Annotated in this window: 17 protein-coding genes; 5 read left to right on the top strand and 12 right to left on the bottom strand. The window is 64.6% G+C overall.

Going from position 1 to position 14,960, the window contains the following annotated elements:
- Positions 1-3: 3 nt before the first annotated feature.
- The 12 genes from flgI to motA form a co-directional block, all read right to left on the bottom strand.
- Complete coding sequence (flgI, locus tag I6F33_RS09300; RefSeq protein WP_225142123.1) at positions 4-1,134, bottom strand: flagellar basal body P-ring protein FlgI; 1,131 nt, start codon at positions 1,132-1,134, stop codon at positions 4-6.
- Positions 1,131-1,607 carry a flagellar basal body P-ring formation chaperone FlgA gene (gene flgA, locus I6F33_RS09295; RefSeq protein WP_225142121.1) on the bottom strand — a complete coding sequence of 159 codons (477 nt, stop codon included), beginning with the start codon at positions 1,605-1,607 and terminating at the stop codon, positions 1,131-1,133. Before flgA ends, flgI begins: the two co-directional genes overlap by 4 nt.
- Before the next feature lie 13 nt (positions 1,608-1,620).
- Complete coding sequence (gene flgG / locus I6F33_RS09290) at positions 1,621-2,409, bottom strand: flagellar basal-body rod protein FlgG (RefSeq protein WP_225142119.1); 789 nt, start codon at positions 2,407-2,409, stop codon at positions 1,621-1,623.
- Between the two features lie 18 nt (positions 2,410-2,427).
- Positions 2,428-2,757 carry a flagellar hook-basal body complex protein FliE gene (locus tag I6F33_RS09285; RefSeq protein ID WP_036006990.1) on the bottom strand — a complete coding sequence of 110 codons (330 nt, stop codon included), beginning with the start codon at positions 2,755-2,757 and terminating at the stop codon, positions 2,428-2,430.
- Positions 2,758-2,759: 2 nt separating this feature from the next.
- Positions 2,760-3,176, bottom strand: a complete 417-nt coding sequence (gene flgC / locus I6F33_RS09280) for a flagellar basal body rod protein FlgC (protein WP_036006988.1) — start codon at positions 3,174-3,176, stop codon at positions 2,760-2,762.
- 11 nt (positions 3,177-3,187) lie between these two features.
- Complete coding sequence (gene flgB, locus I6F33_RS09275) at positions 3,188-3,589, bottom strand: flagellar basal body rod protein FlgB (RefSeq protein ID WP_225142117.1); 402 nt, start codon at positions 3,587-3,589, stop codon at positions 3,188-3,190.
- 64 nt (positions 3,590-3,653) lie between these two features.
- On the bottom strand, positions 3,654-4,739 hold the full coding sequence (gene flhB, locus I6F33_RS09270; protein ID WP_036006984.1) for a flagellar biosynthesis protein FlhB: 1,086 nt from the start codon (positions 4,737-4,739) through the stop codon (positions 3,654-3,656).
- Positions 4,740-4,752: 13 nt separating this feature from the next.
- The gene (locus I6F33_RS09265) at positions 4,753-5,793 is read right to left on the bottom strand and encodes a flagellar motor switch protein FliG (protein WP_036027431.1); all 1,041 of its coding nucleotides are present in this window, start codon (positions 5,791-5,793) and stop codon (positions 4,753-4,755) included.
- Positions 5,794-5,795: 2 nt separating this feature from the next.
- Positions 5,796-6,170: a flagellar motor switch protein FliN gene (gene fliN / locus I6F33_RS09260; RefSeq protein ID WP_036006979.1), complete on the bottom strand. Its 375-nt coding sequence runs from the start codon at positions 6,168-6,170 to the stop codon at positions 5,796-5,798.
- A gap of 76 nt (positions 6,171-6,246) precedes the next feature.
- The gene (locus I6F33_RS09255; RefSeq protein ID WP_036006976.1) at positions 6,247-6,561 is read right to left on the bottom strand and encodes a hypothetical protein; all 315 of its coding nucleotides are present in this window, start codon (positions 6,559-6,561) and stop codon (positions 6,247-6,249) included.
- Positions 6,542-7,483, bottom strand: coding sequence for a flagellar motor switch protein FliM (locus tag I6F33_RS09250; RefSeq protein WP_036006973.1), 942 nt, complete (start codon positions 7,481-7,483; stop codon positions 6,542-6,544). The genes I6F33_RS09255 and I6F33_RS09250 overlap by 20 nt, the downstream gene beginning before the upstream one ends.
- The gene (motA, locus tag I6F33_RS09245) at positions 7,480-8,376 is read right to left on the bottom strand and encodes a flagellar motor stator protein MotA (RefSeq protein ID WP_036006971.1); all 897 of its coding nucleotides are present in this window, start codon (positions 8,374-8,376) and stop codon (positions 7,480-7,482) included. The genes I6F33_RS09250 and motA overlap by 4 nt, the downstream gene beginning before the upstream one ends.
- 143 nt (positions 8,377-8,519) lie before the next feature.
- Here motA and I6F33_RS09240 point away from each other — a divergent pair, with 143 nt between their 5' ends.
- The 5 genes from I6F33_RS09240 (at position 8,520) to I6F33_RS09220 (ending at position 14,945) form a co-directional block, all read left to right on the top strand.
- Positions 8,520-9,308: a DUF1217 domain-containing protein gene (locus I6F33_RS09240; RefSeq protein WP_225142116.1), complete on the top strand. Its 789-nt coding sequence runs from the start codon at positions 8,520-8,522 to the stop codon at positions 9,306-9,308.
- Positions 9,309-9,311: 3 nt separating this feature from the next.
- The gene (gene flgF / locus I6F33_RS09235; RefSeq protein ID WP_225134438.1) at positions 9,312-10,040 is read left to right on the top strand and encodes a flagellar basal-body rod protein FlgF; all 729 of its coding nucleotides are present in this window, start codon (positions 9,312-9,314) and stop codon (positions 10,038-10,040) included.
- Between the two features lie 40 nt (positions 10,041-10,080).
- Complete coding sequence (gene fliI, locus I6F33_RS09230) at positions 10,081-11,406, top strand: flagellar protein export ATPase FliI (RefSeq protein WP_225142115.1); 1,326 nt, start codon at positions 10,081-10,083, stop codon at positions 11,404-11,406.
- Between the two features lie 815 nt (positions 11,407-12,221).
- Positions 12,222-12,857 (top strand): MarR family winged helix-turn-helix transcriptional regulator, encoded by a 636-nt coding sequence (locus tag I6F33_RS09225; protein WP_036006959.1) that lies wholly within the window; start codon positions 12,222-12,224, stop codon positions 12,855-12,857.
- Between the two features lie 1,023 nt (positions 12,858-13,880).
- The gene (locus I6F33_RS09220) at positions 13,881-14,945 is read left to right on the top strand and encodes a ketopantoate reductase family protein (protein ID WP_036006955.1); all 1,065 of its coding nucleotides are present in this window, start codon (positions 13,881-13,883) and stop codon (positions 14,943-14,945) included.
- Positions 14,946-14,960 lie beyond the last annotated feature (15 nt).

Below are 14,960 nucleotides of genomic sequence, written 5' to 3'. Positions count from 1 at the left end.
GGATCATTGCACGATGACGTCAGCCTGGAGCGCGCCTGCCGTCTTGATCGCCTGCAGGATCGCGATGATCCCCGATGGCTTCAGGCCAATCTGGTTCAGCCCGCGCACCAAGCGCTGGAGATCGACCCCGCTCAGGATCGCCACCTGCGATCCGGCCTCGTTGGCTTCGACCACGGTCTGCGGGACGACCACCGTCTGTCCCCGCGAGAACGGCGCCGGCTGCGACACAACCGGCATCTCCGTGACGCGAACCGTCAGATTGCCGTGGGTCACGGCGACGGTGGATATCCGCACGTCGCGCCCGATCACGACCGTGCCGGTGCGCTCGTTGATCACGACCCGCGCCGGCGTATCCGGCTCGACCACCAATTCGCCGATCTCGGCGAGGAAGCGGACAGGGCCGACATGACGCGGCTTCGACAGCACGATGGTGCGGTAGTCGCGCTCGAAGGCGATCTGCGCGCGGTAGCGACCGCCGGCGTAGCGGTTGACAGCGTCGAGGATGCGCGTTGCGGTGACGAAGTCCGGGTTCTTCAGCTGTAGCACCAGGAACTCCATCTCGTGGAGACTTCCCTGCACCTCGCGTTCGACCAGCGCACCGTTCGGGATGCGCCCGGCCGTCGGCGTGCCCTGGCTGACGTTCTGCGCCTGGCCTCCGACGCTGTAGCCGGCAACCGTGATCGCGCCCTGTGCCACCGCATAGACGGCGCCGTCCGCCGCACGCAGCGACGTCATCACCAATGTGCCGCCGAGCAGCGACGTCGCATCGCCGAGCGAGGACACGGTGACGTCCATGCGCTCGCCGGGCCCGATCGAAGGCGGAAGGTCCGCCGTCACCATCACCGCTGCGACGTTGCGCGTGCGCAGCGTGGTCGGACGCGGGGGATTGTTGGTGCTCGTGGTCTCGTTCCTGACGTTGATGCCCATGTTCTCGAGCATCGACTGCAGGGACTGTTCGGTGAAGGGAGCGTTGCGCAGCGTGTCGCCGGTACCGTTGAGGCCGATGACGAGGCCGTAACCGACGATCTGGTTCTCGCGCAAACCCTTGATGTCCGCGATGTCCTTGATGCGGACGGCCGCCTGGGCGCTGGCGGCCGACACCAGCAGCATGAGCGCAAGCAGGAGCCTGGTCATGACCCGTCCATGACCTTGACGCTGCCGTCCGGCTGGACGACGCCCCTGATGATCACGCCGGTGTCCGTGTTGCGCACGGGGATCAGCGCGCCGGCCGCACCCGACTGCATGGCCGAGCCGTAAGTGACGATGGACAGGCCGCTGTCCTCGACCACGACCTTGACCATGGCGCCGCGCGCGACGGTCCAGGGGTCCTCCACCGCGTTCGTCGGAATGGGCTGGCCCGGGAACAGCGCACGCCGCGCCATGCGGCCGACCAGGATCTGGCGTCCCTCGATGAACATGGCGACGCCGAGCAGGCTCGGCGCGAAGGCGCGCTCGGTGATCATCTCCTCGCGGATCAGCTCGCCGGCGCGGATCGAGACGGCCGGCACGGGAAGCCGCTTCTCCTCGGCCGCGGCGACCCGCGCCGCGACGAGAACCAGCAGCACGGCGGCCAACCCGCGCACGATCAGGCCCACCCTGTTCAACATCGAGACACCGGAACTAACGCATGCCCTTCGAGACCGTCTGGGCCATTTCATCCGAGGCCTGGATGACCTTGGCATTCATTTCGTAGGCACGCTGTGCCGAGATCAACTCGGTGATTTCCTTGACCGGGTCGACGTTCGAGGCCTCGAGCCATTTCTGGTTGATCTTGCCATAGCCGGCATCGCCCGGCAGACCGACGACCGGCGTGCCGGACGCCGTGGTCTCCTTGTAGAGATTGCTGCCCAGCGGCTCGAGACCCGCTTCGTTAGCGAAGTTGGCGAGGTTGAGCTGGCCGATCTGCCGCGGATTCACTTCCGTGTCGAGCTTGGCAAACACCTGGCCGGTCTGGTTGACCGTGACCTCGACCGCCCCCTGCGGGATGGTGATCGCGGGATCCAGCAGGTAACCGTCGATCGTGACCAGCTGAGCGTTGGCGTTGACGTTGAACGAGCCCGCACGGGTGTATTGCACCTCGTTGTTGGGGCCGAGCACCTGAAACCAGCCACGTCCGTTGATCGCGAGATCATAGGGATTGCCGGTCTGCGTCAGCGCGCCCTGGATGTGCAGCTTGCGGATCGCCGCGGACTTGACGCCGAGGCCGAGATTGGCACCTTCCGGAATCGGCGAGGAGCCGTTGGTATTCGCGACGCCCTGCATGCGGTCCATCTGGTAGAACAGATCGGTGAACTCCGCGCGCGCCCGTTTGTAGGAGGTCGAGTTGATGTTGGCGATGTTGTTCGCGATGACTTCGATGTTGGTCTGCTGGGCGTTCATGCCCGTGGCCGCAATGGCGAGCGATTTCACTGGTCCCACTCCTTCAGATCAAATCGACATCCGAACGACTTCCTGGTAGGCCTGGACGACCTTGTCGCGAACCGCGACCGCCGTCTGCAGGGCCTGCTCGGCCGACATCAGCGCCTCCACGACGCGGCGCGTCGATTCCTTGCCCTGCATTGCCGAGATCGATGCCGCCTCGCCCGCCTTCAGCGTCCCGATCGCATCCGACGTCACCTGCTTCATCACCGATTCGAAGCCAACGTCGTCACTGGTCTGGATCGCGGTGGTCGCCGCCGGCGAGACGGCCTGCGTCTCGGTCGCACGGCTCGCGGCTTGCCCTGCGGAAATCGCGGTGGATGAAATCGCCTCAAGCATGGTCAGCTCCTCAAGAGATCGATGGTCATGCCGAGCATGGACCTCACCTGCTTCACGACCTGGAGATTGGCCTCATAGGAGCGGTTGACCTCCCGCATGTCGGCCATCTCAATCATCATGTTCACGTTCGGCAGCTTGACGTAGCCGGCCTTGTCGGCGGCGGGATGCCCCGGATCGTACTCCACCCGGTAGGGCGTGGTGTCGACCCCGATCTCCTTGACTTTCGCGAGCTGCGCGCCGGAGGCGCGATCCATCGCCGCATCGAAGGTGATGGTCTTACGCTGATACGGATCGGCGCCGGCGGCGCGCCCCGTCGAGGTGGCGTTCGCGAGGTTCTCCGAGACGATGCGCATGCGCGTCGACTGCGCTTCGAGCCCGGAGCTTGCGACCGTCAGGGAGGCGCTCAGTGAATCCAGCATGTCAATTCACCTCAGGCCTTTGCACTCGACAGCACCATGCGGTGAAACGACCGCACGATCGCCGCGTTCGTCGAATAGTCGCGATTGACGTCGCTGCCCTTGATCATTTCCTGCTCGAGGCTGACGGAATTGCCGGAGTGAACCACTTCCCAGCTGTCCCTCTTCGCGGTCGCCCGCGTGTCGGTCTCGGCTGCGGCCAATTGCATGTGCGAGGGCGACGTCGTCGCAAGCCTCACCGGCATGCCATCGAGCACCTTGTTGAACGGCTCGACGTCGCGCGCCCGAAAGCCCGGCGTGTTGGCGTTGGCGACGTTGGTGGCGATGGTCGACTGACGCAGCTCGAGATAGCGCGCCTGCGACGATGCGAGTTCGAAGAGAAAAAGCGGTCCCACGACGGCCCCATTCTGATCCATTCGGGACGAGCCTAGGGCGTTAAGCTTTCGTCAAGCTGTTGCGCGAAGCACCATCCTCGGAAATCTATCGAACGTTCTCGGGCCGCGGCGCCTGCTTGGATTGGAGGAAGTAGATGATCTCGGCAACGGGCCGGAAGAATTCCGCCGGAATCACCTGATCGACCTGGACTGCCTCGTAGAGCGCGCGCGCCAGCGCCTTGTTTTCGATGACGGGGATTCGGTTCTGCTCGGCAATCTCGCGGATCTTCAGCGCGATCACGTCCATGCCCTTGGCCACGACCAGCGGCGCGGCGTTTTCCTCGCGCTTGTAGCGCAGCGCGATCGCGAAGTGCGTCGGATTGGCAATCACCAGCGTCGCGCGCGAGGCCGAGGCGATCATGCGCTGGCGCGAACGGTCGCGCGCCAGCGAGCGCAGGCGCGCCTTGATCAGGGGATCGCCTTCCGCCTGCTTGTGCTCGTCCTTGATCTCCTGCTTGGTCATGCGCAGCTCGCGCCGCCAGTGGAAGCGCGCCCAAGCGAGATCGATCGCCACCAGCACGATGGTGGCGATGCAGATCGCCGAGACGATGCGCATCGCGATGTTGAGGATCATCTCCGGCAGCGCGACCGGGTCGGTGTACATGGCCTCGAAGGCCCTTGCTTCGGATGAGCGCAGCACGAAGGCGACCACGGCGGTCACCGCGGCGAGCTTGAACAGCGACTTGGCGAACTCGATCAGGCCCTGCGTCCCGAACAACCGCTTCCAGCCGCTGACGGGAGAGATTCGCGACAAGTCAGGCTTGATCCGCTCGAGCACCAGGCGCGGCGCGTTTTGCAGCAGCGAGGCCGCGAGCCCGAACACCACCAGGATGACCACCAAGGGCACCAGGAACCGCAGCGCCTGCAGGCCGACCACGGTGAGCAGGTTCTGCGCGTCCGCACCGGTCGAGAGCGGGAAGCCCTCGGGATCGTCGAGCAGGCTCTTCAGCGTCGGCGTCAATTGCTGCACGCCCTGGCCGATCAGGAATGCCTGGATCACCATCAGCGCGGCCATGGAGGCGAAAATGGAGGCCTCCCGAGAGACCGGAATCTTGCCCTGTTCGAGCGCATCGCGGACTTTCTTCTCGGTCGGCTCTTCTGTCTTGCTCTCCTGATCGGATGTTTCTGCCATGCCCGTTCAGCGGTCAGCGGAAGACCAGCCCATCCTCCTGCTCGGGGTTGAGCTCGATTTCGCCCTTCTCCGCGAGGTCGAGTGCAAGGTCGGTGATCACACGGCGCGCCTCGAGCACGTCGCGCTGGTTCGACGGCTCGCCGATCGCGAGCTCGGCCTCGACGACGCGGCGGACGCGCGAGGCGACCGCGGACAGGATCACCTCGCGGAAATGCTTGTCGGTGCCCTTCAGTGCGACCACGATGCGGTCGGTCGGAACCTGGTCGAAGATCATGGTGCGCGCCTTCGGCGCCAGGTTGATGACGTCGTCGAAGGTGAACAACAGCTCCTTTAGCACCTCGGCCGACTTCGGACGCTTCTCCGACAGGCTCTTCAGGATGTCCTCGATGTGGCCGCGCTCCATCTTGTTGATGATGTCGGCGACGCGGGCGTAGGTGTCGGCGCCGAGGTTGCGGGCGAAATTCAGCGTCAGATCTTCGTGCAGCGTCTTCTCGAGGACCTTCATCGCGTCATCAACGATCGGCTTGAGGCTGAGCACGCGCCGCATCAACTCGTTGCGCAGACTCGACGGCAGCTGGCTCATGACCTTGGCGGCGCAGGACGGCTTGACTTTGGACAGGATCAGCGCCGCGGTCTGCGGATGCTCCTTGGACAGGTAGGTGGCCAGCGAATTTTCCGACACCGACGAGACGCGGTCCCACACAGAGCGGCTCGAATTGCCGAGTAGGTCCGTCATGATCGCCGAAACCTGATCGGCCGGAAGCACGTCGCCGAGCACCGCTTCCAGGCCACCGAGGGTGCCGAGAATGTTCGCGCCCATCGAGAACTGCTGGGCGAACTCCTCGACGATCCCCTCGAGCTCCTGCGCGGTGATCGGCCGCAGCTCCGCCGCCGCCTTGGTGACGATGCGGATCTCCTGCGGCTCGAACTGCTGAAGCACGCTCGCCGCCGCCTGCCGGCCCATGGCCAGCAGGAGCGCGGCGACCTTTTCCGTGCCGCCCAGCGTGGTAACGCCTCGCTGCTTGACGGGAGCGATGCCGACCGGTGCCGCCATGTTCAGGTATCACCCTGCCCCAGCGGTCCGACGATCTCCGTGAGTGAGACGCCGAAGCGGGAATTGTCCTCTTCGACGACGACCACCTCGCCGCGGGCGACGATGCGGCCGTTGACGACGACGTCGACGGGCTCCCCGACCCGGTGATCGAGCGGAACCACCGCGCCGCGTCCGAGCTTCATCAGGTTCGCCACCGGAATGGTTGCCGATCCCAGCACCACCTGCATCGTGACGGGAATGCGCAAGATGGCGTCGACATTGGCGAACTTGCCGGTCTCCTCGGCCGTGCGCTGGGCGATCTCGGCCAGGCGTTCCAGCGGTGACGTCTCGGTCTCAGCCGATGCAGGTGCAGACTCGTAGTCGAATGATTGCGCCATATGGTATCGCCTCTTGGTACTTCCGCTGCCGGAGCGCCGTGGCGTTCCGGCCGTATTGCTCTGCCGGTGCCGGCATTCAGTGCTTGTTCAGCTCGGCGGTCGCGGCCGTCGCCGCGGGTGCGAGCCCGCTGCGGGCATCGAGCGCTGCGATCGCCTCGTGAGCCTGGTCGATCTTCGTGCTCAGCACGTTGGCGAGGCGTCCGAGATTCGCCGTGGAATCGTGCGCCGCGGTGATGACCGTGTCGAAGGCACCCGCGGTCTCGTGCATGATGGTTGAGAATTCGCCCTGATAGCTGCGCAGCCGCGCCAGCTCGCGATGCATCCTGGTCACCCGCAGGCTGGTGAAGGCGAGCGCAACCAGCAGCACGATATCAACGAGATAGGATATCATCGACGAACTCCCGCTTCTGATCGACGGGATCTGCCACCTGCATGGCGTAATAGCCGTCGAGCTGGCCGATCTGACACCAGAACAACACCTGATTGTTGCTTTCGAGACGGGCCAGCGTGCGCGGCGTGGCCTCGAGCTCGAGCACCTGCCCGACCTCGAACTTCACGACGTCGCCGAGCGTCACCATCTTCTCGTCGAGGACGGCGCTGAGGGTCACCTCGGTCCGCTGCACCTCGCTTTCCATCTGTTCGCGCCAGCGTGGGTCGGCGGCGCGACCGTCGCTGACGACCACGTGAGCGAGCTTCTGACGCAGCGGGTTGAGCGCGGAGTGCGGAATGATCAGGAACATCTGACCGCCGCGGTAGAGTGCCTGCACCATCATGTTCGCGCAGATCGACATGTTGCTGGCGCGTCCGATCGCCAGCGACGCCATCGCGGTCTCGACACGCTCGACGCGGAAGGTGACGTTGGACGTTCCGGCGAAGGCGCCTTGCAGCGCCTTGGCGAACCGCTCGAACAGCGCCTGGACCAGCCGTATCTCAATGTTCGAGAACGTCCGTTCGACGTCAAGCGGCGGTTCCGCTCCGTCAGAGCCGAACATCGCCTCGACCATCGTGAATACGAAGTCGCGGTCGAGCATGATAATGACGCGCGAATCCCACTGCTCGGCATAGAGCACGGCCGCGACCGCGTTGCCCTCGTAGTCCTTGATGATGTCGCCGAGCGGATCGTTGGTGATGCCGTTGACCGAGAAATAGCAGGGCGTTCCGGCCATCGGCTGCAGGCTGTCGGTGCACGATGCCGCCATGCGATCGAAGATCACATTGAGCATCGGCATACGCTCGATCGATATGCCGGCAGCGTCCAGCAGGTAGTTCGGCAGCTGCTTGCGCTGGTCGACTTCTGCGTCTTCCATCATCATGCGCGCGCCGCCTTGGGTTCAGCGTCGGCAGCGACGGGCTTGGGACCTGCGATCGTCTCGTTTTCGACGACGTCGATCGAGGGACGCTCGCTGCTGGAGATCATCTTGCGGCCGTGCTCGACGGCGATCTGCGGCATGGCACCGTTCATGAATGCCAGCAGCGTCTGCTTGACGATGATGTAGGGCCGACACTTCTTCTCGCGCGTCATCTTGATCTTGATCGCGAAGGGCGAAAGCACGCCATAGGACAGGAAGATGCCTGCGAAGGTGCCTACCAGGGCTGCACCGATAAAGCCGCCCAATAGCTTCGGCGACTGGTCGAGCGCGCCCATCGCCTTGATGACGCCAAGCACGGCGGCGACGATGCCGAGCGCCGGCAGCGCCTCGGACACCGTCACCAGCGCATGATAGGGCGCCAGCTTGCCTTTCACGATGGTATGGATCTCCTCGTCCATCAGCGCCTCGATCTCGTGCGTGCGCGCATTGCCCATGATGATCAGGCGGACATAGTCGCAGATGAACTGGAGCAGCGAGGGATCTCCGAGCACGCTGGGGAACGCCTTGAAAATTTCGGAGGAGGCGGGATCGTCGATATGCGCCTCGACTTCGTTGCGCCCCTTGCCCCGCAGCTCGCGCATCAGAGCGTGGAGCGCGCCGAGCAAGTCAAGGTAGTAGCGCTGGCCGGGCACCGCGCCGGTGATGGCCTGCATGCAGGCGACGCCCGTGTCCACCACCGTCTTCCATGGATTGGCCACGATGAAGGTGCCGACCGCGGTTCCCATGATGATCACGAACTCCCACGGCTGCATGAGCACGGCCAGGTGCCCGCCCATGGCGGCAAAGCCGCCGAGCAGCGCCGCTACCGTGATGAAAATCCCCACGAAACTGCCCAACGCGCCGCTCCATCGCCGATCCCACCTGGAATACCTAGTCGGCGACGCTTGCGCGAAGCTGGCTTCGAGGTCGCCAGCCCCGCGCAAGCAATTGGCGGCAGCTTGAAGCGGGGTCGCGACCTGCGGCCAGAGGGGCGCGTGTCATGCTATCCACCATCGCGGACTACACCAGGCTGACCAGGGACATGGGCAAGTCGCTGACGCAGGTCGCGAAGCAGCCGGACGTCAGCCGCGACACCGACTATTTCCTCGGCCATATCGGCAAAGTGAAGACCATCGACGATTTCCTGAAGGACTATCGTCTCTATTCCTATGCGATGAAGGCCTATGGCCTCAGCGACATGACCTACGCCAAGGCGTTCATGCGCAAGGTGCTGACCGAGGGTGTCGCGAGCAAGGACGCCTTCGCCAACAAGCTGACCGACACCCGCTACCGGCAATTCGCGACCGCCTTCAATTTCGCCGCACTCGGCGACAAGGCGACCCAGACCGCCGCGGCCACGACCAGCACCGCGACCCAGTACGTCACGCAGACGATGGAGGAGAAGGCCGGCGATCAGAACGAAGGCCTGCGTTTGGCGCTGTATTTCACCCGCAAGGCTTCCACGATCACGACCGCCTACCAGATCCTGGCCGACAAGGCGCTGACGCAGGTGGTGCAGACCGCGCTCGGCCTGCCGTCGACGATCAGCGCAGCCAACATCGACGCCCAGGCCAAGATGATCGCGGACAAGATCAAGCTCACCGACTTCCAGGATCCGGCCAAGGTGACCAAGTTCGTGCAGCGCTTTGCGGCGATGTGGGATGCGACCCAGGCCCGGAACGACAGCTCGACCAATCCCGCGCTGGTCCTGATCGCCGGCGCCGCGACGTCGGTCAGCATGGATACCAACGTGCTCACGACGCTTCAGAACATCAAGTTCAACAGGTAAGTCATGCAATCGGCTCTCTATGTGGGATTGTCGGCGCAGGTCGCCCTCGAAAAGCGCCTCCAGACGATCGCCAACAACGTCGCCAACGTCAACACGGCCGCGTTCCGCACCGACGTGGTGAAGTTCGAGACCGTGCTGTCCAAGGCCGGTCCGACGCCGGTGGCGTTCTCCTCGCCCGGCGACAACGTCATCTCGCGCGAGATGGGCAACATTACCGAGAGCGGCAACCCGCTGGACGTCGCCGTGGTCGGCCAGGGCTGGATCGCCTTCGCCGGTCCGAACGGCACGGTCTACACGCGCGACGGCCGGCTCCAGATCGCCCCCAACGGCGATCTTCAGACCGTGAGCGGCTTTCCGATCGTCGATTCCGGCGGCGCGCAGATCACGCTCGACCCGAACGGCGGACCGATCTCGATCGCGCGCAGCGGCGCGATCATCCAGGACAACAACGAGATCGGCACCATCGGCCTGTTCAGCATTCCGGCCGACGCCAATCTCGAACGCTATGGCAATTCCGGCGTGACGCCCGACCGGCCAGCGACCGCCATCGCGGACTTCTCCCGGGACGGCTTCAAGCAGGGCTATGTCGAAGGCTCCGGCGCCAATCCGATGCTCGAGCTGACGCGGCTGATCTCGGCTTCGCGCGCCTTCGACGGCACCAACTCGATGATCGAGGGCACCGAGAGCTCGCTGCAGAACGCGATCCGGACCCTCGGCGAACCCGGCAAGTAGATTACGCGCCAAGCGCGCAGGATGAGGTTGGACGGTTTCCTTGAACGCTCTTCGGCAACTCGAGTGGGCGCTGCTGGAGCTTCAGCAGAGCACTCCCCTGGCAAGCGTCAGCGGCGCGATCTCCGAGATCGCGCCAACGCATTTCCGCGTCTCCGGTCTGTCGCGCTTCGTCAGGCTCGGCGAGCTCATCGGCGTCGATTGCGGCGGCAAGCGCCAGATCGGCGAGGTGGTGCGGATCGACAGCGACGGCATCATCGCCAAGCCGTTCGACCGGCAGTTCGCAGGCGGGCTTGGTTCGGTCGCCTCCCGCATGCCGCCGCTGTCCTTTGCGCCCGATCCGAGCTGGAAGGGCCGCGTCATCAACGCCCTCGGCGCGCCGCTGGACGGACAGGGGCCGCTCACGCAAGGGTCGCAGGCGGTCTCGGCGGAGGCGGAGGCGCCGTCGGCCATGAAGCGTGCGCGCGTGCACAAGCCGCTGCGCACCGGCGTACGCGTCATCGACCTGTTCGCGCCGGTCTGCGCCGGCCAGCGCGTCGGCATCTTTGCCGGATCGGGCGTCGGCAAATCGACGCTGCTCGCGATGCTCGCCCGCAGCCAGGGCTTCGACACCGTCGTGCTGGCCCTGGTCGGCGAGCGCGGCCGCGAGGTGCGCGAGTTCATCGAGGACGTGCTGGGCAACGACCGTCATCGCGCTGTCACAATCGTGTCGACGGGCGACGAAAGCCCGATGATGCGGCGACTGGCGCCGAAGACGGCGATGGCCGTCGCCGAATATTTCCGCGACCGCGGCGAATCGGTCCTGCTGATGGTGGATTCGATCACCCGTTTTGCCCACGCCGCCCGCGAGGTCGCGCTCGCCGCCGGCGAGCCCGCTGTGGCGCGCGGCTACGCGCCGACGGTCTTCACCGATCTGCCGCGCCTGCTCGAGCGCGCCGGCCCGGGCGAGGAGGGTTCCGGCACCATCACCGGGATCTTCTCCGTGCTGGTCGACGGCGACGATCACAACGAGCCGATCGCCGACACCATCCGCGGCACGCTCGATGGGCACATCGTGCTCTCAAGGCACATCGCCGACCAGGCGCGCTACCCGGCCGTCGACGTTCTGGCCTCGGTCTCCCGCCTCTCCCACAACGTCTGGGACCCCGAGGAGCGCGAATTGGTGAGCAAGCTGCGCGCCATGATCGCGAAATACGAGGACACGCGCGACCTTCGCCTGATGGGCGGTTATCAGCCGGGACGTGATTCGGGCCTCGACCAGGCGGTCGAGATGGTTCCGCGAATCTACAACGCGATGCGACAGGGCGCGTCGGCCCCGCCGAGCGCCGATCCGTTCCGCGAGCTTCGGGACATGCTCAAGGGCGACTGACGGGTGGAGAGGGGTGAGGCGCCTGCCGTCCGCCCTGCCCGTGGTTTTCGACAAGAGATTGCGCATGTCGCTACGCTTCCAGCGCATGCGCGTGCACACCGGCTCACCCATTTTGGTCGTGAGCGAATTCGCCGTTCGGATGTGCACGAGCTGGCAAGCGCTGTGCAAGCGATCGAAGAGTCTATTCTGCAAGCACGACGGGAACAACCGCCGCGTGCAATTCCAATGAGTTCCCTCGACGATTCCGCGGCAGAACGCACAAGTTGTGGATGACGTGCCGCCAAACGTCATCGTGATGCACAAGCTTCGATCAGTTTGCATCAACGCAAGACAACAACGCGCGTGCAATCAAACTCTCACAATATCGAGTGCATATTACTCGCCGTGCCATGTATTGCGTTCACCATCATGTGTCCCGAACAACGAGATTGCCCTTGAACGTTACATTCGCCTGCGACGACATCCAGCCTGTGAGAGGGTCTCTACTTGATTTTGTTGAGAAGCTCATCCATCGTTTTGGTTGAGTATAAGAAACGTCTGCTTGTGACTTGAACTTTGGGGGCTTCGGTTGAGCCACTTCGATCCACCGTTTGCCGGCGACGGCAACCCGAGCTCCCGCGCGACGACCACGCCGTTGGCATGCCATCAGCGATACGGCTTCTCGCTGCGGACGATGCGACGCTCCTCGGCCGAGGTCGGGCGCGGTGCGATCCGCGCCATTGTGCGAGAGTTCGACAGGGCATGCTCGTCTGACACTCAGGGCGCAAAGCGGCTTCGGGACGCCGCAGACGAAGTTCCGGGGACGAGGTAGATTCATGCCATTGGCGCGGGAAGCCGTCGAGCTGCTGGTTCAGGCGGCGCGGGCTTGGTATTTCGAAGGCAATCAGCATGGATTGCGTGATCGGGAATGGATGGCGCTGCGCTTTCTCGGGCGCGCCAACAGGTTTTCGCGCACGCCGTCCGCACTGGCCGGCTTCATCGGCGCCACACGCGCGACGGCGTCGCAGATCGTGAAGACTCTGGAGAGCAAGTCGTTCCTGGTGCGAAAGCCGTCGCATGAGGACAAGCGTTCCGTCGTCCTGCACGTCACGCCGCAGGGCGAGAAATGCCTGAGCCAGCACGACCCGATCAATCACGTGGTCAACGCGGTGACGTCGCTCGGGACCGAGGAGTGCATCAGGCTGCGCGACTCTCTCCGCGAGATCCTCAATCACCTCGATGCTGCCCATCAGCGGCTCGAAGCGAGCATCTGCCGGGACTGCATGTTTCTCGCTGAGCGCGGGCCGGGCACCGGCAAGGGGCGTGGAAACGCCGAATTCATGTGCCGGCTCTATCGTGCTCCGATCTCGCTCGAGGAGACCGAACTGCTCTGCACCAGCTTCGAGCGCACGCGTGACCGCCCCAAGATCGAGCAGCATCTCGACCGCGAGCGCATGGCGAGCCAGGGCTGAGGCCGCCAAGAAGCGGCGCTCCATCAACGTCATTGCGAGCGAAGCGAAGCAATGACGGAGTATGAGGCGATAGCTCGCTCTCCGAGTGACGGCTGTCATTCCCCGCGAAGGCGGGGAATCCAGTACGCCGCGGCCTCTGCATTGAACAACTGTCGTCTCGGAGTACTGGATCGCCCGGTCAAGCCGGGCGATGACAGCGAGTGTGTGGTCGCAGACGTGCATATTCATTCTCGCGACTGATTTCGCCCGAGCTTTGCTTCGTCTCGCCGCCCTCATCGGCAAGAGGGCGCAGGGAAGACCGGGTGCTGACATCGCACCCGCGGTCCGCTGCGCAAAACGCACACGCAGAAAACCGCACAGCAGCATACAGGTGGTGCCAATCACTCGGCCTTCCCTGCGCGATGGTCGGACGGCTTATGCCGTGCTCTCCCGGGAGCCGAGTTCCTTCTGGCCTCCCTCACCCTCGCAAAAGTCACCGGCACCGCGCCGGTTGACGCCAATGCCGCATTCGCGAGAGCTTGACCGTAGCAACGACGGCCAGGACCACACGGTTTTGCCGTACGCACGGCCCGCCATTTCGCCCGCAGTATTCCCTGACACCGTCGACAGCGCCGGAAACTTACAGACGAGACGAAACCTAGCAGCGCCGTTCGTCCGCGCGCGGCCGCGAGCTCACCGGGGACTACCCTCCCTGCCCGCACCTTTCGCGCCCGACGCTGCCGCGTCCACCGCAAGCCCGGCTCGCGACAATGACGACCTCATGATCGCCCCTCGAGATTGAGCCGGGATGACCGACACATACGACAAATCCGAATTTCGGTAAAGAAGAATATCTTTGCTTCACTGGGTTGACACGAGACCGAAACAGGCCGCCAGGCTGGCCCTCGAACCCGCGGGGACCAGACGCACCCTTGTATGCATTATCCCAGTTGCCATTCCCCTGCGCTTCGCTTTACATGCCCTCAACTGCCCCGCGGAACGGCCGGGGCCGGAAAAATCACACAGATTTCCAGGGGACGGAGCATGGCGCGCAACATATTGATTCTTGGGGCTTCTTACGGCTCCCTGCTGGGCACGAAGCTGCTGATGGCCGGGCACAACGTGACCCTGGTCTGCCGCGCAAAGACTGCGGAGCTGATCAACCGCGACGGTACCGAGGTGCGCATTAAGCTACGCGACGAGGCGGTGCACCGGGCGATCTTCTCCCGCAACCTCCCTGGCAAGCTCGACGCGGTGACGCCGGCCAATGTCGACCTCTCCCGCTACGATCTGGTCGGCCTCGCGATGCAGGAGCCGCAATACACCAACCACACGGTGCGCGTCCTCATGGTCAAGATTGCCGCGGCGAAGCTGCCGTGCCTGTCGATCATGAACATGCCGCCCCTGCCCTACCTGAAGCGGATTCCGGCACTCGCCGACATGGATCTCGAGGAGGCCTACACCAATGCGCAGGTGTGGGAGCGGTTTGAGCCCGGGCTGGTGACGCTGTGCTCGCCCGACCCGCAGGCCTTCCGGCCGCCGGAAGAGGCCGCCAACGTGCTGCATGTCGGCCTGCCCACCAACTTCAAGGCGTCGGTCTTCGCCGACGAGAAGCACAACAAGCTGCTGCGCGAGCTGGAGGCCGACATCGACGCGGTGACGCTCGACGGCCACGACGTGCCGGTGAAGCTGAAAGTGTTCGATTCCCTGTTCGTGCCGCTGGCGAAATGGTCGATGCTGCTGACCGGCAATTACCGCTGCATCACGCCGAACGAGCCGCAGTCGATCCGCGACGCCGTGCACGGCGATCTCAATCGTTCGCAGACGATCTACGACCATGTCGATGCGATCGCCCGCCGCCTCGGCGCCGATCCGCAGGACCAGGTGCCGTTCGCGAAGTACGCCAAGGCCGCGGAGAGCCTGCTCAAGCCGTCATCGGCGGCGCGCGCGGTCGCGAGCGGTGCGCCCTTCATCGAACGCGTCGACCTGCTGGTGAAGCTGATCTCGCATCAGCTCGGCGTGCCCAACGCCGAGATCGACCGCACCGTCGACACCGTGGACCAGAAGCTGAACGAGAAGATCGTGCAGGGCGGCTCCGGCGCGCAGTAGCGCCGCTCCCACCGA

This window comes from Bradyrhizobium sp. BRP20, assembly GCF_020194215.1.
Lineage (GTDB): Bacteria > Pseudomonadota > Alphaproteobacteria > Rhizobiales > Xanthobacteraceae > Bradyrhizobium > Bradyrhizobium yuanmingense.
Note: the sequence above shows the minus strand (reverse complement) of the source record. Positions and strands in the feature narration are given on the sequence as shown.